At 67.0% G+C, this 26,779-nt stretch carries 26 protein-coding genes and 2 pseudogenes; 16 read left to right on the plus strand and 12 right to left on the minus strand.

What is annotated here, in order from left to right; translation table 11 throughout:
• Window positions 1-6: 6 nt before the first annotated feature.
• From PJW05_RS14555 to PJW05_RS26805, 7 genes and pseudogenes are all read left to right on the plus strand, one after another.
• Window positions 7-1,167 carry a catalase family protein gene (locus tag PJW05_RS14555; RefSeq protein ID WP_271407724.1) on the plus strand — a complete coding sequence of 387 codons (1,161 nt, stop codon included), beginning with the start codon at window positions 7-9 and terminating at the stop codon, window positions 1,165-1,167.
• 341 nt (window positions 1,168-1,508) lie between these two features.
• Window positions 1,509-2,468, plus strand: a complete 960-nt coding sequence (locus PJW05_RS14560) for a homocysteine S-methyltransferase family protein (RefSeq protein ID WP_271407725.1) — start codon at window positions 1,509-1,511, stop codon at window positions 2,466-2,468.
• 163 nt (window positions 2,469-2,631) lie between these two features.
• Complete coding sequence (locus tag PJW05_RS14565; RefSeq protein ID WP_271407726.1) at window positions 2,632-4,011, plus strand: NfeD family protein; 1,380 nt, start codon at window positions 2,632-2,634, stop codon at window positions 4,009-4,011.
• Window positions 4,012-4,013: 2 nt separating this feature from the next.
• Entirely contained in the window at window positions 4,014-4,781 is a 768-nt protein-coding gene (locus PJW05_RS14570) for a slipin family protein (RefSeq protein ID WP_271407727.1), read from the plus strand.
• Between the two features lie 134 nt (window positions 4,782-4,915).
• On the plus strand, window positions 4,916-6,037 hold the full coding sequence (ald, locus tag PJW05_RS14575) for an alanine dehydrogenase (protein ID WP_271407728.1): 1,122 nt from the start codon (window positions 4,916-4,918) through the stop codon (window positions 6,035-6,037).
• Between the two features lie 497 nt (window positions 6,038-6,534).
• Window positions 6,535-7,467, plus strand: a pseudogene (locus PJW05_RS26800) (cache domain-containing protein); the annotation flags it as partial.
• A gap of 306 nt (window positions 7,468-7,773) precedes the next feature.
• A pseudogene (locus PJW05_RS26805) lies at window positions 7,774-8,373 on the plus strand (methyl-accepting chemotaxis protein); the annotation flags it as partial.
• A 241-nt stretch (window positions 8,374-8,614) separates the two neighbouring features.
• Here PJW05_RS26805 and PJW05_RS14585 read toward each other — a convergent pair.
• Window positions 8,615-8,959, minus strand: a complete 345-nt coding sequence (locus PJW05_RS14585; protein ID WP_271407730.1) for an I78 family peptidase inhibitor — start codon at window positions 8,957-8,959, stop codon at window positions 8,615-8,617.
• A 172-nt stretch (window positions 8,960-9,131) separates the two neighbouring features.
• Here PJW05_RS14585 and PJW05_RS14590 point away from each other — a divergent pair, with 172 nt between their 5' ends.
• Both PJW05_RS14590 and lpdA read left to right on the plus strand, forming a co-directional pair.
• Window positions 9,132-10,013: a pseudouridine synthase gene (locus PJW05_RS14590; protein WP_271407731.1), complete on the plus strand. Its 882-nt coding sequence runs from the start codon at window positions 9,132-9,134 to the stop codon at window positions 10,011-10,013.
• Window positions 10,014-10,164: 151 nt separating this feature from the next.
• Window positions 10,165-11,565, plus strand: a complete 1,401-nt coding sequence (lpdA, locus tag PJW05_RS14595) for a dihydrolipoyl dehydrogenase (RefSeq protein ID WP_271407732.1) — start codon at window positions 10,165-10,167, stop codon at window positions 11,563-11,565.
• A 50-nt stretch (window positions 11,566-11,615) separates the two neighbouring features.
• Here the strand turns inward: lpdA and PJW05_RS14600 are convergent, their stop codons facing one another.
• The 3 genes from PJW05_RS14600 to PJW05_RS14610 all read right to left on the minus strand — a co-directional run bounded on the left by PJW05_RS14600 (window position 11,616) and on the right by PJW05_RS14610 (window position 14,701).
• On the minus strand, window positions 11,616-13,136 hold the full coding sequence (locus tag PJW05_RS14600) for a lytic transglycosylase F (protein ID WP_271407733.1): 1,521 nt from the start codon (window positions 13,134-13,136) through the stop codon (window positions 11,616-11,618).
• Between the two features lie 318 nt (window positions 13,137-13,454).
• Window positions 13,455-14,198: an anti-sigma factor family protein gene (locus PJW05_RS14605; RefSeq protein WP_271407734.1), complete on the minus strand. Its 744-nt coding sequence runs from the start codon at window positions 14,196-14,198 to the stop codon at window positions 13,455-13,457.
• Entirely contained in the window at window positions 14,195-14,701 is a 507-nt protein-coding gene (locus tag PJW05_RS14610; protein WP_271407735.1) for a sigma-70 family RNA polymerase sigma factor, read from the minus strand. Before PJW05_RS14610 ends, PJW05_RS14605 begins: the two co-directional genes overlap by 4 nt.
• 139 nt (window positions 14,702-14,840) lie before the next feature.
• On the opposite strand from PJW05_RS14610, the gene PJW05_RS14615 reads away from it, so the two are divergent.
• The 5 genes from PJW05_RS14615 to PJW05_RS14635 all read left to right on the plus strand — a co-directional run bounded on the left by PJW05_RS14615 (window position 14,841) and on the right by PJW05_RS14635 (window position 18,462).
• Window positions 14,841-15,899 carry a catalase family peroxidase gene (locus PJW05_RS14615; protein WP_271407736.1) on the plus strand — a complete coding sequence of 353 codons (1,059 nt, stop codon included), beginning with the start codon at window positions 14,841-14,843 and terminating at the stop codon, window positions 15,897-15,899.
• Window positions 15,896-16,456, plus strand: a complete 561-nt coding sequence (locus PJW05_RS14620; RefSeq protein ID WP_271407737.1) for a cytochrome b — start codon at window positions 15,896-15,898, stop codon at window positions 16,454-16,456. The genes PJW05_RS14615 and PJW05_RS14620 overlap by 4 nt, the downstream gene beginning before the upstream one ends.
• Before the next feature lie 45 nt (window positions 16,457-16,501).
• Window positions 16,502-16,759, plus strand: a complete 258-nt coding sequence (locus PJW05_RS14625) for a DUF2790 domain-containing protein (protein WP_271407738.1) — start codon at window positions 16,502-16,504, stop codon at window positions 16,757-16,759.
• A 219-nt stretch (window positions 16,760-16,978) separates the two neighbouring features.
• The gene (locus PJW05_RS14630) at window positions 16,979-18,079 is read left to right on the plus strand and encodes a 2OG-Fe(II) oxygenase (protein WP_271407739.1); all 1,101 of its coding nucleotides are present in this window, start codon (window positions 16,979-16,981) and stop codon (window positions 18,077-18,079) included.
• A 53-nt stretch (window positions 18,080-18,132) separates the two neighbouring features.
• Complete coding sequence (locus tag PJW05_RS14635) at window positions 18,133-18,462, plus strand: DUF5629 family protein (RefSeq protein WP_271407740.1); 330 nt, start codon at window positions 18,133-18,135, stop codon at window positions 18,460-18,462.
• Between the two features lie 8 nt (window positions 18,463-18,470).
• Here PJW05_RS14635 and PJW05_RS14640 read toward each other — a convergent pair whose 3' ends face one another.
• A complete protein-coding gene (locus PJW05_RS14640; protein ID WP_271407741.1) occupies window positions 18,471-19,061 on the minus strand; it encodes a helix-turn-helix domain-containing protein in 591 nt (196 codons plus the stop codon).
• A gap of 65 nt (window positions 19,062-19,126) precedes the next feature.
• Here PJW05_RS14640 and rhtA point away from each other — a divergent pair, with 65 nt between their 5' ends.
• Both rhtA and epsC read left to right on the plus strand, forming a co-directional pair.
• Window positions 19,127-20,011: a threonine/homoserine exporter RhtA gene (gene rhtA / locus PJW05_RS14645; protein WP_271407742.1), complete on the plus strand. Its 885-nt coding sequence runs from the start codon at window positions 19,127-19,129 to the stop codon at window positions 20,009-20,011.
• Between the two features lie 72 nt (window positions 20,012-20,083).
• Window positions 20,084-21,025: a serine O-acetyltransferase EpsC gene (gene epsC, locus PJW05_RS14650; RefSeq protein ID WP_271407743.1), complete on the plus strand. Its 942-nt coding sequence runs from the start codon at window positions 20,084-20,086 to the stop codon at window positions 21,023-21,025.
• 192 nt (window positions 21,026-21,217) lie between these two features.
• Here the strand turns inward: epsC and PJW05_RS14655 are convergent, their stop codons facing one another.
• From PJW05_RS14655 to PJW05_RS14685, 7 genes are all read right to left on the minus strand, one after another.
• A complete protein-coding gene (locus PJW05_RS14655) occupies window positions 21,218-22,348 on the minus strand; it encodes a M14 family metallopeptidase (protein WP_271407744.1) in 1,131 nt (376 codons plus the stop codon).
• A gap of 97 nt (window positions 22,349-22,445) precedes the next feature.
• Window positions 22,446-23,108, minus strand: a complete 663-nt coding sequence (locus PJW05_RS14660; RefSeq protein ID WP_271407745.1) for a YceH family protein — start codon at window positions 23,106-23,108, stop codon at window positions 22,446-22,448.
• Window positions 23,109-23,155: 47 nt separating this feature from the next.
• Window positions 23,156-24,040, minus strand: coding sequence for a LysR family transcriptional regulator (locus PJW05_RS14665; protein ID WP_271407746.1), 885 nt, complete (start codon window positions 24,038-24,040; stop codon window positions 23,156-23,158).
• Between the two features lie 103 nt (window positions 24,041-24,143).
• A complete protein-coding gene (locus tag PJW05_RS14670; protein ID WP_271407747.1) occupies window positions 24,144-24,470 on the minus strand; it encodes a Rieske (2Fe-2S) protein in 327 nt (108 codons plus the stop codon).
• Entirely contained in the window at window positions 24,467-24,778 is a 312-nt protein-coding gene (locus tag PJW05_RS14675) for a YciI family protein (protein ID WP_271407748.1), read from the minus strand. The genes PJW05_RS14670 and PJW05_RS14675 overlap by 4 nt, the downstream gene beginning before the upstream one ends.
• Window positions 24,775-25,644 carry an intradiol ring-cleavage dioxygenase gene (locus tag PJW05_RS14680; protein ID WP_271407749.1) on the minus strand — a complete coding sequence of 290 codons (870 nt, stop codon included), beginning with the start codon at window positions 25,642-25,644 and terminating at the stop codon, window positions 24,775-24,777. The genes PJW05_RS14675 and PJW05_RS14680 overlap by 4 nt, the downstream gene beginning before the upstream one ends.
• Window positions 25,645-25,706: 62 nt before the next feature.
• On the minus strand, window positions 25,707-26,774 hold the full coding sequence (locus PJW05_RS14685) for a maleylacetate reductase (protein WP_271407750.1): 1,068 nt from the start codon (window positions 26,772-26,774) through the stop codon (window positions 25,707-25,709).
• Window positions 26,775-26,779: the final 5 nt, after the last annotated feature.

Raw genomic sequence — 26,779 nt, forward strand, 5'->3', positions numbered from 1 at the left:
CACCCCATGCTCAAGCGTTTCTGGCTCTGGCTCGGCCGACTGCTCGGCAAGCTCCTTCTCTTCGTATTGGCGGTCGGCCTGGTCGGCTGGCTGGCCGGGGAGGCCTACTACGGCTGGAAGTTCTCCGGCCCGGTGCCCAGCGAGGAAGTCATCCCCGCCGACGAAGCGGCGCAGACCCGCGCCATCATCGATGACGCCGTGCGCATCGTCGAACAGCACCGCGACAACACCCGCGTGCTGCGCGATGCCCACGCCAAGGCCCACGGCTGCGTGAAGGCGGAAGTCAGCGTGCTGCCCGACCTCGACAGCGACCTGCGCGCCGGTGTCTTCGCCGAACCGGGCAAGACCTGGCAGGCCTGGATGCGCCTGTCCAACGGCAACGCCTACCCGCAGTTCGACAGCGCGCGCGATGCCCGTGGCATGGCGATCAAACTGCTCGACGTCCCCGGCGAGAAACTGATGAAGGGTGCCGCGCACGCCCGCGAGCAGGACTTCGTGATGTTCAACCATCCGGTGTTCTTCGTCCGCGATGTGGCCGAGTACCGGCAGAACTTCAACGCCCAGGCCAATGGCGAGAAGGTCGGTGCCTTCTTCCCGGGCTGGGACCCGCGCACCTGGGAAATCCGCCACCTGATCATCGCCCTCAAGACCCTCGCCCCCGCACCGGAAAGCCCGGTCAGCGCCACCTACAGCTCCATCGCGCCGTACAAGCTGGGCGAGGCGAACATCAAGTACCGGGTCATCCCCGATCCACAGCGCTGCCCGCCCTACCAGTTGCCGGAACAGAACACCGCGCTGCCCAACTTCCTGCGCAACGCCCTGTACCAGCAACTGTCCCTGGACCGAGTACCGGCCTGCTTCGCCCTCCAGGTGCAGAAGCAGAACGCCCAGCACTACATGCCGATCGAAGACACCAGCGTCGAGTGGGATGAGTCCGTTTCTCCCTTCATCACCGTAGCCAGCATCAAGGTGCCGGCCCAGGACTTCGACAGCCGCGAGCAGAACCTGGCCTGCGACAACCTCTCCTTCAACCCCTGGCACGCCCTGCCGGAGCACCGTCCGATCGGCGGCATCAACCGCCTGCGCAAGGCGGTGTACGAAGCGGTCAGCGCCTATCGCCACGAACGCAACGACGCAAGCGACGCAAGCGACGCAACCCAGCCTTGAGCCTTCTCCTGTGGGGGCGAATTTATTCGCAAAGGGCAGCGCAGCTGCCCCCGGCAATTTCCCGGGGGCAGGACTTCGTCCTGCACAGCGATTGAAATCGCCCCCACAAGTATCAGCCCCGAGTCCCCGGCATCCCCACCCATCAGCCCGCCAAATCCACGGGTCACGAGGGTGCTAGCCTTTCCTCTTACCCGCCGGGCGCCAGTCCCCGCCCGGCGCAACGCCTCCGGGCCACCCCATCGACCGCGGAACCAGCCCGAGGCCAGTCCGGCTGTCCGCCCCGCCTTCACCACGAAGCCCGCCCCGGACAGCGAATGTCCACCGGTCACGGAGTCAAGACCATGGCTCAATATCGCGGCGCCCTGCCACAACTGGAGGGCGAGCTATTCCTCACCGATGGCGGCATCGAAACCACCCTGGTCTTTCACGAGGGCATCGCCCTCCCCGATTTCGCCGCCTTCGTGCTGCTCAACTACCCCGACGGCCAGGAAGCCTTGCGCAAGTACTTCCGCGCCTACTGCGACATCGCCAGCCACTACGGCACCGGGCTGATCCTGGAAAGCCCGACCTGGCGCGCCAACCCCGACTGGGCCAACCACCTCGGCTTCACGCCCCGCGGCCTGGCCGAAGCCAATCGCCAGGCCATCGACCTGCTGCTGGCATTGCGTGGCGAGGTGGAAAGCGGTCCGACCCCGGTGGTGATCAGCGGCTGCATCGGCCCCCGGGGCGACGGCTACGTCGCCGACGAAGCCATGGACGAGTTCCAGGCCCAGCAGTACCACAGCGAGCAGATCGGCGTGTTCACCGACACCGCCGCCGACCTGGTCAGCGCCATCACCATGAACTATGTAGAGGAAGCCATGGGGATCGCCCTGGCCGCGCGCGAGGCGCACATGCCGGTGGTGATTTCCTTCACCGTGGAAACCGACGGCAGGCTGCCCACCGGCCAGGGCCTGAAAGAGGCCATCGAGCAGGTGGACGCCGTCACCGCCGGCTACCCCGCCTACTACATGATCAACTGCGCCCACCCGGACCATTTCGAGAATGTTCTCCTTCCGGGCAGCCGCTGGGTGCAACGCATTCGCGGCCTGCGTGCCAACGCTTCGCGCAAGAGCCACGCCGAACTGAACGAAGCCACCGCCCTCGACAGCGGCGACCCCGAAGAACTCGGCGCCCAATACGCCCGGCTGCGCAAGCGCCTGCCGCAGATCAACGTCATGGGGGGGTGCTGCGGCACCGACCATCGCCATATCGAGCAGATGGCCAAGGCCTGCAAGCCGCTGTTCCACGCGGCGCTCTGAACGGTCGCGCGACCCCTGTCGGGGCGATTTCAATCGCCAGCCCGGATTGAGGACCCTCCATCCCCTCTTCGACGGTGCCCGTCGTACCTTCGCCGCCTCACCGAATGCCCGACCAACGGCCTCAACTATGCTGTAGATGAACGAGGTATAGCGGGAGGCTCCCATGGTCCGCTGGCTGCTTAGCAGGCTCTTGTGCCTGGCCATGCTCATGCCTGGCGCGCTGCTGGCCGCCGGAAGCGTGACCGTGCTGACCGTGGACGGCCCCATCGGGCCAGCCAGCGCCGACTACCTGAACCGCGGCATCGAATTCGCGGAAAAGGAGAAGGCGCAACTGGTGGTGATCCGTATCGATACACCCGGCGGGCTCGACACCTCCATGCGCAGCATCATCAAGGCCATCCTCGCCAGCCCGGTGCCGGTGGCCACCTTCGTCGCCCCCAGCGGTGCGCGGGCCGCCAGCGCCGGCACCTACATTCTTTACGCCAGCCATATCGCCGCCATGGCCCCCGGCACCAACCTGGGCGCGGCGACGCCGGTGCAGATCGGCGGCATGCCGGGCCAGCCGGACCGTGACAAGCCCGGCGAGGACAAGGACGGGAAGAAGGACGACAAGGCCGGGCAGGCCAGTAACGAGGAAACCCTCACCCGCAAGCAGATCAACGACGCCGCCGCCTACATCCGGGGCCTGGCACAAATGCGCGGGCGCAATGCCGAGTGGGCCGAGCGCGCGGTGCGCGAATCCGTCAGCCTCTCCGCCACCGACGCCCAGCGCCTGAAGGTGGTCGACCTGCTGGCCCACGATGTCCACGACCTGCTCGCCAAGCTCGATGGCCGGACGCTGGAAATCGCCGGGCAGAAGATCACCCTGGCCACCAAGGGCGCGCCGCTGGTGCAACGCGAACCGGACTGGCGCACGCAGATCCTCGCCGTCATCACCAATCCCAGCGTGGCACTGATCCTGATGATGATCGGCGTCTACGGCCTGATCTTCGAGTTCTCCAACCCCGGCAGCGGGGTCGGCGGCGTGATCGGTGGCATCTGCCTGATCCTCGCCCTCTACGCCCTGCAACTGCTGCCGGTGAACTTTGCCGGCATCGCCCTGATCCTGCTCGGCATCCTGTTCATGGCCGCGGAAGCCTTCATGCCGAGTTTCGGCATCATCGGTTTCGGCGGCATCGCGGCCTTCGTGGTAGGCGCGGTGATCCTGATCGACACCGAGGTGCCGGGCTACGGCATTCCGGTCGCGCTGATCGTCACCGTGGCCCTGTCCAGCGCGCTGGTGATCTTCGCCATCCTCGCCATGGCCCTGCGCGCCAGGCGCCGCGCGCTGGTCAGCGGAGACGCCGGGCTGGTGGGCAGCGAGGCGATCCTGCTCGACCTGCTGGAGGGCGACCCGCGCAGCGGCTGGGTGCAACTGCAGGGCGAGCGATGGCGGGTACACAGTGATGCCCCGCTGAGGAGCGGCCAGCGCGTACGCGTGCTGGCGCGCAACGGACTGTTGCTGGACGTGACGGCGGATGAGCATCCGCCCAAAGGAGACTGAACATGGCCTTCCCGCTGAGCTTTGCCACCTTCCTGTTCCTGCTGATCGTGCTGGCGGTGTCGGCCATCCGCATCCTGCGCGAATACGAGCGCGGCGTGGTGTTCCAGCTCGGGCGATTCTGGAAGGTCAAGGGACCGGGGCTGGTCATCATCATCCCGGCCATCCAGCAGATGGTGCGGGTGGACCTGCGCACCGTGGTGCTGGACGTGCCGCCCCAGGACGTGATCTCCCGCGACAACGTTTCGGTGAAGGTGAACGCGGTGCTCTACTTCCGCGTGCTCGACCCGCAGCGCGCCATCATCCAGGTGGAGAACTTCCTCATGGCCACCAGCCAGCTGGCCCAGACCACCCTGCGCGCAGTGCTCGGCAAGCACGAGCTGGACGAAATGCTGGCCGAGCGCGAACGGCTCAACGTGGATATCCAGCAGGCGCTGGATGCACAGACCGATGCCTGGGGCATCAAGGTCTCCAATGTCGAGATCAAGCACGTCGACATCAACGAAACGATGGTTCGCGCCATCGCCCGCCAGGCCGAGGCGGAGCGCGAACGGCGGGCCAAGGTCATCCATGCCGAGGGCGAACTGCAGGCCTCGGAGAAACTCATGCAGGCAGCGGAAATGCTCAGCCGCCAGCCCGGCGCCATGCAGCTGCGCTACATGCAGACCCTGGGTTCCATCGCCGGCGACAAGACCAACACCATCGTCTTTCCCCTGCCAGTGGACTTGCTCGGCGGCGTGCACAAGGGCGGGCAAAAGGACCGGGAAGAGTGACCAGCCCTGCGTGATCCCCTGATTTCCCCGTACTTTTCAGCGGGATTCCCTGAAAAACCGTCTTTAATCGGCGGGGGCGCGATGACCGGCTTTCTACACTTGTTCACAGGACAACAAGAACCCAGGAGGTCGCCATGCGTATCGGAGTGCCGAAGGAGATCAAGAACCACGAATACCGGGTTGGCCTGACCCCGCAATCGGTGGCCGAACTGACCCGCCTGGGGCATGAAGTCTGGGTGGAAACCAGGGCCGGGGCCGACATCGGCTTCTCCGACCAGGACTACCAGGCCGCCGGCGCCAAGGTGGCCAGCGGCGCCGGCGAAGTTTTCGAGCAGGCCGAGTTGATCGTCAAGGTCAAGGAGCCCCTGACCCAGGAACGCGCCCGCCTGCGCCCCGAGCAGACCCTCTTCACCTACCTGCACCTGGCTCCCGACCGGCCCCAGACCGAGGAACTGATCGCCTCCGGCGCCACCTGCATCGCCTACGAAACCGTTACCGACAGCCACGGGCGGCTGCCGCTGCTGGCGCCCATGTCGGAAGTGGCAGGACGCATGTCCATCCAGGCCGGCGCCAGTTGCCTGGAGAAAGCCAAGGGCGGCCGTGGCGTGCTGCTCGGCGGCGTGCCTGGCGTGGCGCCGGCCAAAGTCGTGGTGCTGGGCGGAGGCGTGGTCGGCACCCACGCCCTGGCCATGGCGGTGGGCCTGGGCGCCGACGTCACGGTGCTGGACAAGAACGTGGACGCCCTGCGCCGGCTGGATGCCTTCTACGGCAGCCGCATCGCCACCCTCTACTCCACCCACGGCACTGTGCGCGAGCAGGTGCTGGCGGCGGACCTGGTCATCGGCGGCGTGCTGATTCCCGGCGCAGCGGCCCCCAAACTGGTCACCGCCGAAATGGTGGCGCGGATGCAGGAAGGCGCGGTGCTGGTGGACGTGGCCATCGACCAGGGCGGCTGCGCCGAAACCTCGCGGGCCACCACCCATGCCGAGCCCACCTACCTGGTGGACGGCGTGGTGCACTACTGCGTGGCCAACATGCCCGGGGCCGTGGCGCGCACCTCCACCCTGGCGCTGAACAATGCCACCCTGCCCTTCGTTATCGCCCTGGCGCAGAAGGGGACGCGCAAGGCCCTGGAGGACGACCTGCACCTGCGCCATGGCCTGAACGTGGCCAGGGGGCGCCTCACCAATGGCAGCGTCGCCGCCGCGCACCACATGGACTACGTGCACCTGGAGGAGATGCTCAAGCAATTGTGAAAAGGCAGGTCCGGGCGACCACCTGATGGCGATTGAACGCCCCTACAGGGGGACAACCCGCCATCTGGCGTCGCCTTCCACCAGAAGGCCCAAAGCTGCACATCTTTGCCGCAAATCCGACTAGCGGCCGTTCTGTATTTGACGCCAGAATGCCAGCATTCTCGCGCTGCCGTTCGCTCTACCTGCGGCGCGCAGAAATGCCCCACTCCGGACCATAACCACTACCAGAACCGGTAAGGGCTCGCGGCCTGCCCGTACCCGGCAGCCGCGATCCTGGCTCCGCCCCCGCACCCTGCCCCCGCGCTCCACCAGCCCGCTCCGCGATGCTGGCGCCAGCCCGTGGTTGCCGGCCGACGGCCATGGATCGACTGACCCGCAGCCGGACAAAACCCGGCACGGCAAACGGCATACCCCTGCCAGAACACTTCGATGGATACCTTGCGATGCCCTCTAACCTGAAGTTCAGCCAAAAGATCCTGCTGGCCGCCTCGCTGGTGATGGTCGTGGCCTTCACCCTCTTCGTGCTGTTCAACGACTACCGCCAGCGACAGGCGCTGAACACCGACGTGCATGCGTCGCTGCAGGAAGTCGGCGGCCTGGCCACCCGCACGATCAAGACCTGGCTGGAAGGTCGCATCCAGTTGGTGGAGTCCCTGGCCCAGCAACTGTCCGCCAACGGCCAGCAGGGCGATCCGCTGACCGCCGCGCTGAACCTGCCGGTTTACGGCCAGCGCTTCCAGCTCTCTTATTTCGGCGGCGCCGACGGTGCCATGACCTCGGTGCCCGCCGGCAATCGCCCGGCCGACTACGACCCGCGCGCCCGTGGCTGGTACCAGGCCGCCAGCGCGGCCCAGGGCAGCGCGCTCACCGAACCTTACATCGCCGCGTCTTCGCAGAAGCTGGTCATCACCATCGCCACGCCGGTACGCCGTGACGGCCAGATGGTCGGCGTGGCCGGTGCCGACATGGACCTGGCGAGCATCGCCCAACTGCTGGACTCGCTGAAATTCCAGGGCCATGGCCACGCCTTCCTGGTCAGCGCCCAGGGCAAGGTGCTGCTGCACCCGGACAACCGCTACATCCTCAAGGGCATCAACGAGCTGTACCCGCAGGACACCCCGAAGGTAGAAACCGGCGTCAGCGAAATCGAGGTGGACGGCAAGACCCAGTTCATCGCCTTCACCCCGCTGGAGGGCCTGCCCTCGGCCAACTGGTACGTCGCCCTGGTGCTCGACCAGGACGCCGCCTTCGCCATGCTCGACGAAGTGCGCACCTCGGCCATCATCGCCACGCTGATCGCGGTGATCGCCACCGTGCTGCTGCTGGGCATGCTGATCCGCCTGCTGATGCAGCCGCTGGACCAACTGGGACGCGCCATGCGCGAGATCGCCGAAGGCGACGGTGACCTGACCAAGCGCCTGACCGTGCATGCCCACGACGAATTCGGCGCCGTGGCCAAGTCTTTCAACCGCTTCGTCGAGCGGGTCCACGGCTCCATCCGCGAAGTGTCCTCGGCCACCCATCACGTCAACCAGGTGGCCAAGCTGGTGCTCAACGCCTCCAACTCGTCCATGAGCAATTCCGACGAGCAGGCCAACCGCACCAACAGCGTGGCCGCGGCGATCAACGAACTGGGCGCCGCCGCCCAGGAAATCGCCCGCAACGCCGCCGACGCCTCGCACCAGGCCTCGTCCGCACGCACCCTGGCCGAAGACGGCCGCCAGGTGGTGGAGCGCACCATCCAGGCGATGAACGAGCTGTCCGGGAAGATCCGCGCCTCCTGCGGCAACATCGAGACCCTGAACAGCAAGACGGTGAACATCGGCCAGATCCTCGAAGTGATCAAAGGCATCTCCGAGCAGACCAACCTGCTGGCGCTCAACGCCGCCATCGAGGCCGCCCGCGCCGGGGAAGCCGGCCGCGGCTTCGCCGTGGTGGCCGACGAGGTGCGCAACCTGGCCCACCGCACCCAGGAATCGGCCCAGGAAATCCAGCAGATGATCGAGGAACTGCAGGTTGGCGCCCGCGAGGCGGTCAGCACCATGACCGAAAGCCAGCGTTACAGCGAGCAGAGCGTGGAGATCGCCAACCAGGCCGGCGAGCGCCTGGGCAGCGTAACCCAGCGCATCGGCGAGATCGACGGCATGAACCAGTCGGTGGCCACCGCCACCGAGGAACAGACCGCCGTGGTCGACTCGCTGAACATGGACATCACCGAGATCAACACCCTCAACCAGGAAGGCGTGGAAAACCTCCAGGCCACCCTGCGCGCCTGCGCCGACCTCGACCAGCAGGCGGCGAGATTGCAGCAGCTGGTGGGCAGTTTCCGTATCTGACGGGCCGACCGACGCCGGGCGGGGAGTCTTGCAGCGAACGCATTCGCGATGCAGGACGCAGTCCCGCCGTAGAGTGGATGACGCTCTTATCATCCACCAGCGATGCCCAGCCAAGCCTCGCCTGGTGGACCGATAAGGCGTGGTCCACCCTACAAATGCCCCACCACTGCAATCTGTATAAGCCCCTAAAACAAAGGAAGGCGCCCCAGGGCGCCTTCTTCATTCATGGCTACAACCAGCCTCAGCCGCAGCTGAACTGCTTCACCACACCCAGCTCATCGACATCGATGTTCAGGCGGCGGGAGTTGTAATCCATGGTGATCGGCTGGTGAGGGCGCAGCACACGGGCCATCTCGGCGCCGGACTGGCGCTTGGCCTGCTCCACCAGCGCGGTATCGGCATTCTTGCCCACCAGGGCGGCCAGGGCCTCACTGCTGCAGTTGCCGGTATACGACGGCGCGGCGGCGCTGGCGTTCGCCTCAGCGGCCGGGGTAGCGGTGGGCGCCGTGGGTTTGTCGGTCGAGCTGCAACCGGCCAGGAGCAGGCCGGCCAGGGCAAGACTGAGGGAAATAGGCTTGAAGTACATACAAGGGTCCTCTTCTGAACAACGAATATCCTGGCGTGCGCCCGATGGGCCTTCCATCGCGGCGGGGCTCCTGCCCGCCGGCGCACGGCCGGTGCATTCTATCCTCTGCCTTTGACTCGGGTCAGTCAGGTGCGGCCTAATGCCCCGCCCCTGCAATCTGCCGAAACACTCCATGTCCCGCACACCGAGCATCCGCCCCAGCACCCTCCACCTGCCCCAGGGCGACTGGCGCACCGTGCTGGATTGCCTCTGCGACCGCTTTCCCGCCATCTCCCGCGAGACCTGGGTGGAGCGCATGACCGCCGGCAAAGTGACCGATGGCCGAGGCAATCCGCTGGGGCCGGCGCATCCCTATCAGGTGGCACTGCGGGTGCATTACTTCCGCGAAGTGAAGGGCGAGAAGGCCATTCCCTTCGAAGAGCGCGTGCTGCATGTCGATGAACACCTGGTGGTCGCCGACAAGCCGCACTTCCTCCCCGTGATGCCGGCCGGCGAGTACGTCGAGGAAACCCTGCAGGCGCGCCTCACCCGGCGCCTGGGCAACCCGCACCTGGTGCCACTGCACCGCATCGACCGCCATACCGCCGGCCTGGTGCTGTTCTCCGCCAACCCGGCGAGCCGCAACACCTACCACGCGCTGTTCCGCGACCGTGAAATCCACAAGCGCTACGAGGCCATCGCCCCCGCCCTCCCCGGCCTGGACTTCCCCTTGCTGCGGGAAACCCGCCTGGACAAGGGCGAGCCCTTCTTTCGCATGCGCGAGGTGGCGGGCGAACCCAATACCCGCACACGCCTGGAAGTGCTGGAGAAGAACGGCGATCTCTGGCGCTACGCGCTGTACCCCATCACCGGCAAGCAGCACCAGTTGCGGGTACACCTGGCCGCCCTCGGCGCGCCCATCTGCAACGACGGCTTCTACCCCGACCTGACCGACAAGGGCGGCCCGGACGATTATCGGCGTCCCCTCAAGCTGCTGGCCCGCGACCTCGCCTTCGACGATCCCATCAGCGGCGAAGCGCGCCGTTTCGAAAGCCAGCTCAGCCTCGACTGGTAGCCGCCATGTATCACCGTGGCCACTTGACGGCTAATATGAGGCCAATAATATTACGCACATAATTCACGTGGAGCCCGACCTGGCTGGAAGGCCGCCGGTTGTCCACTAGGCTTCTGCATTCCCCCTACCCATTTCAAACCGAGGTGAACCCATGAGCGCATACGACGTGGTGGTGATTGGCGGCGGTCCGGGCGGCTACAACGCGGCGATCAAGGCCGGCCAACTGGGCATGAAGGTGGCCTGCGTCGAGGGCCGGGAAACCCTTGGCGGTACCTGCCTGAACGTCGGCTGCATGCCGTCCAAGGCCCTGCTCCACGCCTCCGAGCTGTATGAAGCGGCCTCGGGCAAGGAGTTCGCCACCCTGGGCATCCAGGTGCAGCCGACACTCGACCTGGCGCAAATGATGAAGCAGAAGGCCGAGAGCGTGGCGGCGCTGACCAAGGGCATCGAATTCCTCTTCCGCAAGAACAAGGTGGAATGGGTCAAGGGCTGGGGACGCATCGAGGGCGCCGGCAAGGTCGTGGTGACCGCCGCCAACGGCCAGCAGCAGACCCTGGAAACCCGCAACATCGTCATCGCCACCGGCTCGGTGCCGACGCCACTGCCGGGTGTGACCATCGACAACCAGCGCATCCTCGACTCCACCGGCGCCCTCTCCCTGCCGGAAGTGCCCAAGCACCTGGTGGTGATCGGCGCCGGGGTGATCGGCCTGGAACTCGGCTCGGTCTGGCGCCGCCTGGGCGCCCAGGTGACGGTGGTGGAATACCTCGGCCGCATCTGCCCCGGTCTGGACGATGAGACCGCCAAGACCCTGCAACGCACCCTCACCAAGCAAGGCATGAGCTTCAAGCTCAGCTCCAAGGTCACCAGCGCCAAGGCCGACAAGCTCGGCGTGGAGCTTTCCATCGAACCGGCCGCCGGCGGCCTGGCGGAAACCCTCAAGGCCGATTACGTGCTGGTCGCCATCGGCCGCAGCCCCTACACCGAGGGCCTGGGCCTGGAAAGCGTCGGCCTGGCCACCGGCCCGCGCGGCATGCTCGCCAACGAGCACCACCAGACCGGCGCGCCGGGGGTGTACGTGATCGGCGACGTCACCTCCGGACCGATGCTCGCGCACAAGGCCGAAGACGAAGCCATCGTCTGCATCGAGCGCATCGCCGGCCAGGCCGCCGAGGTGAACTACAACCTCATCCCCAGCGTGATCTACACCCGTCCGGAAGTGGCCAGCGTGGGCAAGAGCGAGGAACAACTGAAGGCCGAGGGCCGCGCCTACCGGGTCGGCAAGTTCCCCTTCACCGCCAACAGCCGGGCCAAGATCAACCACGAAACCGAAGGCTTCGTGAAGATCCTGGCGGACGAGCGCACGGACGAAGTGCTGGGCGTACACCTGATCGGGCCGAGCGTCAGCGAGATGATCGGCGAATACTGCGTGGCCATGGAGTTCTCCGCGTCGGCCGAGGACATCGCCCTCACCTGCCACCCCCACCCGACCCGCTCCGAAGCCCTGCGCCAGGCGGCGATGGATGTGCACGGCAGCGCGATGCAGGCCTGACGCCCCCGGCCAGCCGCCTCGCTCACCCCGCGACAGGCGAGCGAGGCGGCCTATTCAGGCTGCGCCGTGATCTGTTCGGCAGCGCGCAGCTTAGCCTCCCGCGCTTCCATGATCAGCCGATAGGCGATGTAGTACTTGTAGATGTTGCTGACGTAAGTCACGGTCTCCGCGCCGATTCGGTCGGCAGCGACGTACTCGACGTTATGGAACCAGACGTTCGGATCCAGCCCACGCTTGGCGGCTTCCGCGCGCAGTCGGGCCACCCTGGCGGGACCGGCGTTATACGACGCGAAAGTAAACAGCACCTTATCCAGCTCGGTCATCGGTTCGTCGCCGTAGTACCTGTCGATCATCAGGCGCATGTATTTGACCCCGGCTTCGATGTTCGGCTGGGTTCGCCGGATATCGCCGACTTTCAGTTCCCTGCCGGTGGCCGGCATGATCTGCATCACCCCGATGGCGCCCACAGGGCTGCGAACGGACTGGTCGAGACGGGACTCCTGGTATCCCTGGGCCGCCATCAGCAGCCAGTCCACACTGTATTTGTCGCCGTATTCCTTGAAGAATCGCGTCAGTTCGAGGAACTTCCTGCGCTCCGCCGTGGATGCCGCGTCCTTGATGTACTTCGCGCTCTTCAGGTAGCGCAGCAGAATTATGTTGCCCGTCCTGGTGCCCGCTCCGTGGTGGGAGACGAAGTCATCGACGGCCGCTTTGAGTTGCGGGCTCCCCTTCCGTATTGCCCAGGCGATGGTGCCGCCCGTGCGTATGGCAATCCCGTCGTGGACCGTGACCTGGGGAAAGACCTGCTTCCAGAGGTCGGCCTTGTGCTTGTCCATGACGATGAGTGGAATCAGTCCGGCATTCAGCATCTCGACCAGATCCTCGTCCTCCAACTCCTCCGGGGCCAACTTGAGCGTCACCTGGGGCCGATTTTCCGCGGCGAAGCGCTCGTTGAGCGCCACCAGGCTCTCGTAATAGCTGGAGGACTTGCGAACGAAGACCTCCTTGTCCGCAAGGTCGTCGATGCTCGTGACGGCGGGTGACGCGGGACCGGACAGGATCACTTCGCTGACATTGGTGTAAGCCGGCACGGAGAAGTCCACCAGCGCCTGCCTTTCGGGGGTTATGGTGAGATTGGCCGCCGCGATGTCGCCCCTCCCGGCAACCAGCGCCGGCAGAAGCTCATCCCTGCTGACCGGGATGAAAACCACGTGAACCTTGAGGTGGTTCTTCGCCTTCGACTTCGAGGGCGCCATCTTCTTGTTCAGCTCCTGCTCGAACGCGGTGAACCAATCGTAGGTTGCACCGCGCTGAGTCCCCCGGTCGATGAAGTAAAAGGTTTTGCTGTAGATCGTGAGGACGCGAATGATCCGCCGCTTCTTCATCTCCTCGAGATCCCCCGTCCACGGCGTCTGGATCTCACCCGGGTCCACGGTGAGCATCTCCGAGGGTGAGTGCTCTTCAGCAGCGGAGGCCACACCGCCGAACGAAGCCCAAAGAAGTGCCACCAGCCCCACAACGCACCGCCGCCGAGGCACCGAACCGAGAAGTCGCAGCGGCAGGTTGGGCATGAACGCACTCCGACTCTGTAGAGAACGGCGCCACGCCGGCGGTGATCGGCGCATCGCGCTGAGTCCTGGCGGTTGCGGGCATTCACGGTAGACACCGCGCCCCGCGGCAAGCCAGCCACCCGGCCCAACGCGCGCCTACCCAACGCCGGCCCGGTCCATCCAGTTTAGGTGCCCACGCCGGAACCGCGATGCCGCCCTGGGGAAGCGCCGGTTCTGCCTGCGACGCTTGCTGGCCGCAAGATCCATGGAAAAGCCTTTCGTAGGCTGGCGCTGAGCCTGCGAAGCCCAGCGATGCGCGGGCGACTCACGTCGCGCCCTCTAGAACGCCAGCGCCCGCCCCAGCACCTCGCCGCGCGGGTCGCCTTCGCGGCTCACCAGCGCGTAGTTGTAGCCACCGCGCGACCAGTACCGGGCCTCCAGTTCGCCGTCGCGGCGTTGGCCCTTGCGCACGCTCGGGTAGAGCGAGCCGGGCGCACGCAGGTAAAGGCTGACCCGCTGCCCCTGGCCATCCTCGAACAGCAGCAAGGCTGCGGCGCCCTGCTCGGTGACCAGCCAGCGGCCACCCACCGGGGTGAAGCCGTAGGGGCTGAGGTCGGGAATCCGCGCCGCATGGCTGAAACGCTGATCCAGCCAGGCCTGCAATTCGCCCGGCTGGCGGGCCTGGATATCCACCACCGGGCTGGCGGCGAACAGCCGGTGTGCCTGCAGCGCGTCCTGCATCGGCGGGTTGGCCGCCAGCAGGCTCATGTCCCGCGCCTGCCAGCCACCCAGGCCACCGGCGCCCAGAGCGAGGATGAAGGAGGCTGCCAGGGCCAGGCGGCGCCGCTTGCGGGCGCGCAACGACGCGCGGATCGCCAGTGGATCGAGGCGCGGGTTGGCCGCCAGTCCCGGTCTGGCCAGCGCCGCGCGCAGCAGTTGGGCGTCCCGTCGCCAGCCGTCCACCTGGGCGGCAACCTCGGGGTTGGCCGCCAGGTAGGCCTCCACGGCCTGACGCTGCTCGGTATCGAGTTGGCCGTCGAGGTAGGCGTGCAGGTCGTCTTCGCTGGGATGGAATGCGTTCATTTGAGTACCCGGAGCTGAGGGTTGGTCATTTCGCCCTCGGCCAGTTCGCGCAGCGCCTTGCGCGCGCGGGACAGCCTGGACATCACGGTGCCGATGGGAATGCCGAGCGTCTCGGCGGCCTCCTTGTAGCTGAGCCCTTCCACACTCACCAGCAGCAGAAGCGCACGCTGCTCCGGAGGCAGGCGACCGAAGGCCTGCAAGGTCGCCTGGTTGACCACCAGGTCCTCGGTGGACGGTGCCTCATCGCGGCGTCCGCCGAAGAGTTCCAGCAATCGCGCATGGCGGCGGGCGCGACGCTGGGCGTCGAGAAACTGCCGGTAGAGGATGGAAAACAGCCAGGCGCGCAGGTTGCCGTCACCCTTGCTGCTCCAGCGCGACAGCGCCCGCTCCAGGGTCGACTGGACCAGGTCGTCGGCGCTGCTGGCGTTGCGCGTCAGCCACAGCGCGAAGCGCCTCAGCCGCTGTAACAACGCCCGCAGTTCCTCGTCATCAATCATGTTCATAGCCAGGTATGTGCCGCTCTTGCCTAAGGGTGCGACAGAGAGACGCGCAACGCGGGATTTTATTCCCGGCCGGGAATAAAGCCCCGGAACCTGCGTCTCACCGGCGCATGAACAGGGGCGGAATGCCCGGGAGTATCGCATGAGTAACGCAACACCCAAGGGGCTCGACCTGGCGGCACGGCTGGCCCTGATCGGAGTCGCCGTCGGAGGCCTGGCCGCGGGCTTCGCCTATGCCGCCGGCTGGATCGGCGGCGAGCGCCTGACCCCGCATCGGATCATCGACGCCTTCGAAGCCAACGCCGGGAAGTTTCCCGGCTACCGCAAGAACCACGCGAAGGGCCTCTGCATCGCCGGTCACTTCGAGAGCAACGGCCAGGCCGGGCACCTGTCCCGCGCCAGCGTCTTCGCCCCCGGCCAGGTGCCGGTGATCGGGCGTCTGGCCATCGGCGGCAGCAACCCCCATGCGCCGGATGCCGGCGTGCCCGTTCGCAGCATGGCCTTGCTGTTCCAGCTGCCCGGCGGCGAGCAGTGGCGCACCGGCATGAACTCGCCACCGGTGCTGCCAGTGGCCACGCCGGAAGCCTTCTATGCGCAGGTGCTGGCCTCTCGCCCCGATCCGGCCACCGGCAAACCGGACCCATCGCGGATGCAGGCGTTCTTCGCCGCCCACCCGGAGAGCGCCGCCTTCCGCCAGTGGGTGCAGGGCGCCAAGCCGAGCAATAGCTACGCCAGCGTCACCTACCACAGCATCAATGCGTTCCGCCTGGTGGATGAGGCCGGCGACGGGCATTTCGCGCGCTGGTCGATGCAGCCGGAGACGCCGTTCGAGCCCTTGGGCGACGCCGGCCAGGCGCCGGACTTCCTCAGCCGCGACCTGCAACAGCGCCTGGCCAAGGGCCCCCTGCGCTGGCACCTGGTGCTGACCCTGGCCGAGCCGGGCGACCCCACCCACGATGCCACCCGCCAATGGCCAGCGGAGCGCCGCCAGGTGGACGCCGGCACCCTGGTGGTGGAAAGGGCCGAGCCCCAGGACACGGGCGCCTGCCGCGACATCAATTTCGACCCGCTGGTACTCCCCGACGGCATCCAGGCCTCGGACGACCCGCTGCTTGCCGCACGATCCGCCGCCTATGCCGTGTCCTACAACCGCCGCACCCGCGAAGGTGCGCCCCACGCCGAACCAGGAGCCCAGCCATGAACGCCCCGACCCACTTCAGCCCGCTGTTGCGAGTCATCCACTGGCTGATGGCGATCCTGCTGCTGGTCATGTTGTTCATCGGCGTGAGCCTGGTGGGCGACCTCTCGCCGCGCCACAGCGCCCTGCTGGCGCTGCACAAGCCCCTTGGGGTGTTCCTGCTGGCGCTGGTGATCCTGCGTCTCGCGGTGCGCCTGCTCTCCCGCACACCGCCACTGCCCACCGGTATGCCCGGCTGGCAGCAACGCCTTGCGCGGATCTCGCACCGGTTGCTCTACACCCTGATGTTCGCCCTGCCACTGGTGGGCTGGGCCATGCAGTCCGCCGGGGGCTACCCGGTGGTGCTCCACGAATCGCTGCTGCTGCCGTCCATCGTCCCGCCGGACGCGCGGCTCTATGCCGGCCTGCGCCTGGCCCACACTGTACTGGCGTACCTGCTGTTCCTCAGCATCCTGGCGCACCTGGCGGCGGCCCTCTACCACGCACTCATCCGCAGGGATGGCGTGCTCTCCAGCATGACCACCGGCAGCGGCATCCGCTCGATGCCTGACGGTCAGTAGGCGCGGGACTACCCGCAAACCACCTCTCCAGCAGGAGAATCCACCATGAAAACCCTTGTAGTCGCCTTGAGTTTGAGCCTCGCCACCAGCGCCGCCCTGGCCGCCAACGCCAACCCGTCGACGCAACCCGTCATCCAGTACGAGTACGGCGTGCATCTGGACATCGCCCGCGTGGTGCAGATGACCGACCTGACCACCTTCTGCGGCATCGGACCGGCCCGCATGACCTACGAAGACAGCCAGATGCAGACGAAGACCATCGAGTACCTGGTCTGGGGAAGCGGCTGCAAGAACGACTATTAAGTCCCGCACCGCCCAAAGGAGCCAGCCTGCTGGCGAGAGGTTCGCGAGCAGCCTGGCTCCTCCCGGGTTATCCATCCGTTATCACCATCGGCCCCGGCTGCATCGGGTAGCCGATGGTCCGGGGGCGCCGGTCATGCCCTGCGAACGTACGCCCGGCGGACGGGACGGCACGCCTCTTCGCCGTGGTCTAGGTTCAGCAGAGGCGAACGGAGACTCCCCATGACCCCGCGCAACTCCCCTGTGGCACCGGGCGAAGCGGTGCCCTGGTTCACCAGCAGCACCCCCAGCCGCGAGCGTTTCACCTTCGATACCGTGGCCGGGCGCTACATCGTCCTCAGTTTCCTTGGCTCGTCCACCGACCCGGCAGCGGCGCGGGTGCTGACCGACCTACTGGCCCGTCGCGAACAGTTCGACGACGAGCGGGCGAGTTTCTTCGGCGTCATCGTCGACCCGCGCGACCGCGAGCAACAGCGGGTCCGCGACCAGTTGCCCGGCATTCGCTTCTTCTGGGACCTCGACCGCAGCATCTGCAACCTCTACGGCATGAACCAGGCCGACGACGCCATCTGCCAGACCACCTACCTGCTCGACCCCCGCCTGCGGGTGCTCGCCGCACTGCCGATCCCGCCCGGCGGCGAAGGCCACATCGATGCCGTCCTCGCCCGGCTCCAGGCCCAGGAACCGATTCCCCCCATCGCGCGGGCCCGCGCGCAAGCGCCGGTACTGGTGGTTCCGCGCATCTTCGAACCTGCCCTGTGCCGGGCGCTGATCGACTACTACGAGCGCCTGGGCGGCACCGAGTCGGGCTACATGGTCGAACGCGACGGCAAGACCGTGGAAGTGCGCAAGCATGAACACAAGCAACGCCGCGACTGCAGCCTGGAGGACCAGCCATTGCGCCAGGCCTGCATACAGCGCATCACCACACGCCTGATTCCTGAAATCCACAAGGCTTTCCAGTTCCAGGCCACGCGCATGGAACGCTACCTGGTGGCCTGCTACGACGCCGAGGAAGGCGGCCATTTCCGCCCCCACCGCGACAACACCACCAAAGGTACTGCCCATCGGCGCTTCGCCGTCTCGTTGTTCCTCAACACAGGCGAGTACGAAGGCGGCTATTTGCACTTCCCGGAATTCGGCCACAGCCTCTTCACCGCACCCACCGGCGGTGCCGTGGTGTTCTCCTGTTCGCTGCTGCATGAGGCCACGCCGGTCACGGCGGGGCGCCGCTACATGTTCCTGCCCTTCCTCTACGACGAAGAGGGCCGGCGCATCCGCGAGGAAAACATGCAGTACCTGGCAAGCCCGACCGAGCAATGAACGGGGCGCTGGATTATCATCCCGCGCCCCGTTCAATCGATGGATGATCCACCATGCCCCACGAAACCCTGCTGGATGCCTTGCTGGCCGCCGACATGCTGGAAATCGACGACCTGCACGCCTGGGAATTCGACCTGGACGACGCCCTGCTGGACGCCCTGGAAGCCGGCCAGCCGGGAGAGCCCGAGACCCAACTGCTGCGCGTGGAATGCATCGACGGCCGCACCCGCCGCGAATGGCGCTTCACCCAGGGCGCCGTACAGGCCGCGCGCTTCGACGCCGAAAGCGGCTGCTGGAAGCTGGCTGGCGCCGAGGGCGAACATACCCTGCGCTGCCTGGATGCCTTCGGTGGCGACGCCGAGGATGAGGACGAGCAGGACTGAGGCGTCGCTCAGGTCAGCACATTGCGCACGAAGCGCACCAGCCCTTCACCTTCGTTGGCATAGACGTAGGGCTGATCGCTGCCGAATACCAGGAAGTCCCCGGCCTCGACCTCCTGCCGCGCTTCGCCGCGCAACACACTGAGGCGCCCCTCGATCACGAATATCATCTCCCGCCAGCCTTCCGCGTCCGGCTCGGCGGTGTAGCGCTCACCCGGCGCCAACGACCAGCTCCAGAGCTCCACTTCGTGCCGCGTGGCCGAGCTGGCCAGCAGGGTCGCGCGGCTGCCCGGCTGGTCGCCGACCCAGGCCACGACGTTGATCCGCGAGCGATCGGGACGATCCGGCTGTTGCACCAGGTCGGGAAAGAGCACGCCGAGGGCGGCGGCGATGCGGTCGAGGGTGGCCAGGCTGACGTTCACGTCGCCCCCCTCGATGCCCACCAGCATGCGCCGGCTCACCCCCGCGGCGCTCGCCAGGGCTTCCTGACTGAGGCCCGCCGCGCGGCGCAGGCGTCGGACATTTTCGGAGACGTGTTCGAGGACGTTGGGACGCTCTTCAGACTTGGGCAACATATTGCTCATTTCCGGGATTTTGCGCATTATGTTGCACATAACCATAGCAACATACCAGCCCCTCGTGGACTGGTTCAGCCGGATCAGTCCCCATGTCGTCTCGCCTTGCCTCCACCCTGCTGCCCGTTGCCGTCCTGATGGTGGCCATGGCTTCCATCCAGAGCGGCGCCTCCCTGGCCAAGACGCTGTTCCCGGTCATCGGCGCCCAGGGCACCACCGCCCTGCGCCTGCTGTTCGCCACCGTCATCCTCGCGCTGATCCTGCGCCCTTGGCGCGCGCGCCTCAGCCGCGACTCCATCGTCCCGCTGGTGCTCTACGGCCTCGCCCTGGGCGGCATGAACCTGATGTTCTACATGTCCCTGCGCAGCATTCCCCTGGGCATCGCCGTCGCCCTGGAGTTCGCCGGGCCGCTGTCGGTGGCGCTGTTCGCCTCGCGTCGCGCCATCGACTTTCTCTGGATCGCCCTGGCCGCGCTGGGTCTCTGGCTGCTTCTGCCGCTGGGCAAGAGCGAAGGCCACCTCGACCTCACCGGCATAGCCTACGCCCTGGGCGCGGGCGTCTGCTGGGCGCTGTACATCCTCTACGGCGCCCGCACCGGCAGTGACCACGGCATGCAGGGCGCAGCCCTGGGCGTGATGGTGGCGGCCCTCTTCGTCGCGCCCATCGGTATCGCGCATGCCGGCGCCGACCTGCTGCGTCCCGAGCTGATCCCCGTGGCCCTGGCCGTCGCCCTGCTCTCCACCGCCATTCCCTACAGCCTGGAGATGATCGCCCTCACCCGCCTGCCGGCACAGACCTTCGGCACCCTGATGAGCATCGAACCGGCCTTCGGCGCACTGTCCGGGCTGATTTTCCTCGGCGAGCACCTGTCGCTGCTGCAGTGGCTGGCAATTCTCTGCATCATCCTCGCCTCCGTGGGCTGCACGGTCACCGCGGCCCCGCGCCAGCAGACCCAGCCCCTGGTACCGGCGGACTGAAAATCCGCTTGCGAAAACGCGCCGATTCTCCGCAGGCTATAGCGATCCGGACCGCGCATTACAGGTACCTCAATGAACAGACTTCCCTATGTCGCCACCGGCTGCCAGCCGGTGAACTGGCAGCTCGACCAGATCGTCAGCGACCTGCGCGACGCCCGCGCCCAATGGCGTAGCCGGCATGGCCGCCTGCAGGACCGGGGCGGCCGCGAACTGCCGTCGCGGATCACCGTCGGGCATATCATCGAAGCCCTTTCCGGCGCCCTCTTCCCCATGCGCCTCGGCCCGGCCGACCTGCGTGAGGAAAGCGAGGACTTCTACGTCGGCCACACCCTGGACGTGGCGCTCAACGCGCTGGCCGGCGAGGTGCGCCGCGAGCTGTCCTATGCCGCGCGGCACAATGGCGCCAGCGGCGACGACATCGCCTGCCAGGCCATCGAGATCGTCAAGGGCTTTGCCGCCACCCTGCCGAAGCTGCGGGTCCTGCTGGACACCGACGTGCTCGCCGCCTTCCAGGGCGATCCGGCCGCGCGCAGCGTGGACGAGGTGCTGATCTGCTATCCGGGCGTGCACGCGGTGATCCACCACCGCCTGGCCCATTACTTCTACCAGGCCGGCCTGCCGCTGCTGGCGCGGATGATCGCCGAGATCGCCCACTCCGCCACCGGCATCGACATCCACCCCGGCGCGACCATCGGCAAGAGCTTCTTCATCGACCACGGCACCGGCGTGGTGATTGGCGAAACGGCGATCATCGGCGAGCGGGTGCGCATCTACCAGGCCGTGACCCTGGGCGCCAAGCGCTTCCCGGCCGACGAGGAAGGCAACCTCCAGAAAGGCCAGCCGCGCCACCCGATCGTGGAAGACGACGTGGTGATCTACGCCGGCGCCACCATCCTCGGCCGCATCACCATCGGCCAGGGCTCCACCATCGGCGGTAACGTCTGGCTGACCCGCAGCGTACCGGCGGGCAGCAACATCACCCAGGCAAACCTACAGAACGAAGGCGGGGCCTGAGGCCCTCTTCTGCTGTGGGAGCGATTTCAATCGCGATGCAGGTCGCAGACCTGCCGTGGCTTGGGTAGAGAAACGAAACCCAACGGTTCAGCAACCGGCACTACGGTGGCAGCACCGCAGGCCCTGATACACTTTCCCCCTCTCCCTCAGGGAGAGGGCGCGGGCTGAGGTAAAGGACGCCCGCGCAGGCACTCAGCGCAACCTGTCCACCATCGCCGCCACCACCGACAGCACATCCTTGCCCAGGCGCTTGGAGCGCTCGCCATTCCAGGCGGTGCGCGGGTGCGGGTTGTCGTCGTGGTCCTTGAACGGCATCTCGATGGTGAACGACAGGCAGTCGAAAGCCATGCCCACGGCGTTGCAGGCCAGGGTGGTATTGGCCTTGCCCGGCTCGTCGCGGGGATAGCCGAATTCCGTCTGGAACTCCGCCCCCATGTCCACCAGGCGCTGGCGGAATTCGCTTTCCAGGGCTTCCAGGCGCGGCGTGTAACCGGGGTTGCCTTCGCAGCCGGCGGTGAACACGTGGGGGATTTCCTCGTCGCCGTGGATGTCGAGGAACAGGTCCACGCCCAACTTGCGCATCTGCTGCTGGACGAAGAACACCTCCGGGGTTTCCGTGTCGTTGGCCGACTGCCAGGCACGGTTGAGGTCCTTGCCGGCGGCATTGGTACGCAGGTGACCACGGAAGGCGCCGTCCGGGTTCATGTTCGGCACCAGGTAGAGGTCCGCCTTCTGCAGCAAGGCGTCCATCTCGGCATCGCCCTTCTTCGACAGGCGCTCGATCACCCCCTCCATGTACCACTCGGCCATGTGCTCGCCGGGGTGCTGCTGGGCGATGATCCAGACCTTGCGCTGCGCCTGCGGATTGCGGCTGACGCGCAGCAGCGGGATATCGCGGCCTTCGATGCTCTTACCGATGGCGACGATCTCGGCATCGGCGTTATCCAGCGCCTCGCTGATCAGCCAATCGTGGCGGGCGCGGCTGTAGGGTTCGAAATAGGCGAACCAGATCTGCTCGTGGGTCGGCTCCAGGGCGAAGTGCAGGCCCTGGTCGTCGAAGCGGCTGGGCACGCGGAACCAGTGGACCTGGTCGTAGGAGGCGGCGGCGTTGTAGCCGCTCCAGGCGTGACGGTAGGCGGACTGTCCGGCGTTGGTCAGGCTGAAGCCGTGACGCTGGCCGGGGACCATGTCCTCGACCTTGAAGTGAAACCACTGGAAGTGGTGACTCTTCAGGTCCGGACGCATGGCCAGCAGAACCTGTTCCGGGTTGCTGGCGTCAATCACTTCGATGTTGCCGCTGTCGAAGTCCGAGCTGATCTTCATGAATACCTCAGGGCGGTGTTTCGCGATGGAGACAGGATCGCAGGTCCCATCGCGGGGGGAAATCGTCGGGGCGACATGGACGGACAGCCGGCCGGCATCACTCGTCGCGGCGGTCTTCCAGGCGCGCCAGGCGCGCTTCCAGGTCGGCTACACGGGCCTCCAGTTCTTCGAGGCGGGCATCGGCGGCGGCGCGGGACTCGCTCCGCTCCGGCTGGCTGGCGCGGGCCTCCAGCAGGGCTTCGAGGTCGGCCGGCTCGCCCAGCAGGTGCATGTAGCGATCCTCGCGCTGGCCGCCCTGGCGCGGCATCAGCACCACCAGGCCCCGGCCGATCAGGCGCTCCAACTGGTGGCGGACGTCCTCGGTGTCGTCGAAATCGCTCATGCGGTTGCTGCGGGTCAGCAGTTCGCCGAGAGTCTGCGGGCCGCGCAGCAGCAGCAGGCCGATCAGGATCAGTTGCGGCTGCACCACTTCCAGGGCCTTGTCCGCGCGCTGCTCCCAGCGGTCGGCGCGGCTGCCCATCACCAGCTTCACCAGGCCGCGCGCCTCCAGGTTGCGCAGCGCCTGGCCGGCCTGGCCGGGGGTGACGTTCATCACCGGCTCGCGGCTGGTTTTCTGGTTGGCCGCCAGCACCAGGGCATTGAGGGTCAGCGGGTAGGACTCGGGGGTGGTGGCCTGTTTCTCGATCAGGCTGCCAAGCAGCCGGGCCTCGGTGGCATTGAGGGGGGCTTCGGCGAACTGGGCGTGAATCTCGCTGGACATGGCACTATCCGTCTGCTGAAAAGTGCCCATAGCCTAGTCCCCGGCGACTACCGAGAAAAGCGCTCCACCAGGAAGTCGATGAGGGCCCGCACTTTCGCCGGCAGTCGCCGCCCCGGCGGGCAGACGGCGTAGATCTGCGAGCTGGGCAGCGGAAAGTCCCGCAGCACCTCCACCAGCGCGCCGCTGGCGAGGCTTTCCTCCAGCAGGAAGCGCGGCAACGACACCAGCCCCAGACCATCCACCGCCGCTTGCACCAGCACCTCGCCATTGTTGGCGATCAGCCGTGGCCGCACCACCACCGAACGCCACTCGCGCCCCATGAGGAACTGCCACTGGCTGCTGCTGGCGCGGTTCTTGTAGCCCAGGCACTGGTGCTTGCGCAGGTCGTCCGGCACTTCGGGAATGCCCTGTTCCGCCAGGTAGGCCGGGCTGGCGCAAACGGCATGGGGACAGGGGCCGAGTTCGCGGGCCACCAGGGTGGAATCCGGCAGGCGGCCGATGCGCAGGGTCAGGTCGTAGCCTTCGTTGACCAGGTCCACGTAGCGGTCGTTGAGGTCCAGCTCCACTTCGAGCCCGGGATGGGCGCGCATGAATTCGTTGAGCGCCGGCGACAGGTGCTTGAGGCCGAAGGACATCGGCGCCGCCAGCCGCAGCCGGCCGCGCAGCTCGCGCTGCAGGCCGCGCGTGGCCTCCTCGGCCTCGGCCAGGTCGCGGAGGATGCGCTGGGCGTGCTCGAAGTATTCGAGGCCGGTCTCGGTGAGGCTCAGGCGCCGCGTGGTGCGGTTGAACAGCCGGCATTCCAGGTGCCGTTCCAGGGCGCTCATGCGCCGGCTGACCACCGACTTGGCGATATTCAGCCGCTGCGCCGCCGCCGAAAAGCCGCCGGTCTCGACCACCACCACGAACACCCGCATGTCTTCGAACAGATTCATCGCTCACTGCCAATCAGGGGACAGGCCTTTATCGCAGGTTAGGCGCGATCGGGCATTGGCATTTGTCGTAGGAGCGAATTCATTCGCTCCTACAACGAGCCTCTCAAGCGCCCGCCATAACCACCCACCCCTCCACCACCCTGACCGGCACCGCTTCCAGGCGGCTGCCCTCGCAGGGCCCTTCGATGCAGTGACCGTCCTCGAAACGGAACAGGGCGCTGTGGTGGGCACACATCAGCACCTGACCGCGGTAGGTGCTGAACTCGCCGGGGCGGTAGTCCAGCGGCACCGAGAAATGCGGGCAGCGATTGCGGTAGGCCCAGACCTCGCCGCGCCGGCGCAGCAGCACCAGTGGCACGCCATTGGGAGGGGCCTCCAGGGCCAGGGCGCCACCGTCGGCGATGTCCTCCAGCGCGCAGAGTGCGTTCATCCGCGCAGCTCCGGGTTGCCCAGGCCCCAGTTCCACGGGCGGATCTCGATCTGTTCGAACAGGCCCGCGCGCACATAGGGATCGTCGCCGAGGAAGGCCTGCACCTCCGCCAGGCTCATGGCCTCCACCACCAGCAGGGTGCCGTTCATGTGGCCGTTGCCGCTGTCCAGGGTGGGCCCGCCGAGGCGCACCACCACCCGGTGCGGATAGGGGTTGCGCAGGTGTTCGCGATGGGCCGGACGCACCTGGTTGCGCAGCGCCAGCCGGTCGGGCTTGTCGGTGGCGAAGATCGCGAAGTACTGACTCATGCCCGCTCCAGCACGAAGTCGTAGGTGGCCAGTCGGAATGGCCCGGAGAAGTCGTAGCGGGCCGCCAGCGGGTGGTCCGCGCCGCACGGCTGGTAGACCACTTTCAGGGAGTCCTTCACGCCGAACACCACATCCGTCTCCAGGTAGGGGTCGTCATGGTTGAACAGGTGGGTGACCAGGGTGCGGTGCCCTTCGGCCATGACCATGAAATGCAGGTGCGCCGGTCGCCAGGGATGCCGGTCGCTGGCCTGCAGCAGGCGTCCGACCGGGCCGTCGGTGGGAATGGGGTAGCTCACCGGAATGATGGTGCGGATGGCGAAGCGGCCTTCGCCATCCGTGCGGTAGCGGCCCCGCAGGTTGGCCAGCGGCTGCTCGGTGTCCTGGCCGGAGTACATGCCGTTCTCCGCGGTCTGCCAGACATCCAGCAGCGCATTGGCGATCGGTTGTCCGGCGCTGTCCAGCACCCGCCCCTGCACCAGGGCCGGCTCACCAGGGCTGAAAGCCATGTTCTCGCCCTGGCCCCGCTCGGGCATCCCCGCGATGTAGAAGGGACCGAACACCGTGGTTTCGGTGGCGGCCTCGCAGGCCCGGTGGTTGATGGCATCCACCAGCATGGACAGGCCGAGCACATCCGACAGCAGGATGAACTCCTGGCGCACCACGCCATCGCAGAGCTTGCCGGTGTCGGTGAGGAAGCGGATGCCCGCCAGCCACTCCTCCTCGGTCAGTTCCACCTCGCTGGCGAAGGCATGCAGATGGCACACCAGGCCCTGCAGGACCTGGCGCAGGCGCGGGTTCGGGGTATTACCGAACGCCGTGACGGCCTGGTCGGAAATCTTGGCTTCGTTGGCCGGGATCTTGTTCATGTTGTATTCCCGTGGGTCGGTGACGACGCGCGAGGGACGAACATCCCTCGCGCCTGACTGTTCTACGCGGGAGGAAGGCCCTGCCAGGCGCGGACCAGCATGGTTTCGATGGCGTCCTGCTCGAAGGGGCGCGGGTTGTAGTAGGGGCTGGAGCAGGCGATCACCGCCGTTTCAGCCGGACCTTCCTCGGGCAGGCCGAGCTCCGCCAGGGAAGCCGGGATGCCCAACGTGCGATTCAGGGCGAAAAGCAGCGCTCCCACCTCCTCCGCCTCGCGGCCACCCAAGGCACGGGCGGCGCGGCGCAGGGGTTCGGCCGCGGCCTCGCGGTTGTAGTGGGCCGCATGGGGCAGCACCACGGCATGCGCCTGGGCGTGGGGCAGGTTGAAGGTGCCACCCAGCGTATGGCAGAGCTTGTGGTGGATGGCCATGCCCACCGAGCCCAGGCAGATACCGGCCAGCCAGGCACCGTAGAGCGCGCGACCACGGGCCTCGGCGTCCTGCGGATCGGCCACCACGGCCGGCAGGGCTTCGGCCAGGGCGCGAATGGATTCCTCGGCCATCAGGCCGATGATGGGGTTGGCGTCCTGGGCGTAGAGGGCTTCCACCGCGTGGGCCATGGCGTTCATGCCGGAACAGGCGGAAATCGCCACCGGCAGCGTCAGGCTTAGTTGCGGGTCATAGACCACGGTCTTCGGCAGCACGCGGAAGTCGCGTCCGGTCTTTTTCAGGCGGTTTTCGGTCAGGCCGTAGATGGGGGTCATCTCGGAGCCGGCGTAGGTGGTCGGCACCGCCAGGATCGGCAGACCCGACTCCAGGGCGATGGCCTTGCCCAGGCCGATGGTGGAACCGCCGCCGATGGCCACGCAGCAATCGGCACCCAACCGGGCCGCCTCGGCGCGTGCCTCCCGCGCCACCTCCACCGGTACGTGCATCACCGCCCGCGGGTAGATCCCGGCGGCACGCTCGCCGAGGATGGCCGCCACCCGTTCGCCCAGCGCAGCCTGCTCCGGCGTGGTGAGAATCAGCGCCCGGCGGGCGCCGAGCTGGTCCAGTTCGGCGGCCAGGGTATCCAGCTTGCCCCAGCCGAACACCACGCGAGAGGCCAGGCCCTGATAGATGAAGGGATTCATGCTCA

Source organism: Pseudomonas sp. Q1-7 (assembly GCF_028010285.1).
In the GTDB taxonomy this organism is placed as follows: domain Bacteria; phylum Pseudomonadota; class Gammaproteobacteria; order Pseudomonadales; family Pseudomonadaceae; genus Metapseudomonas.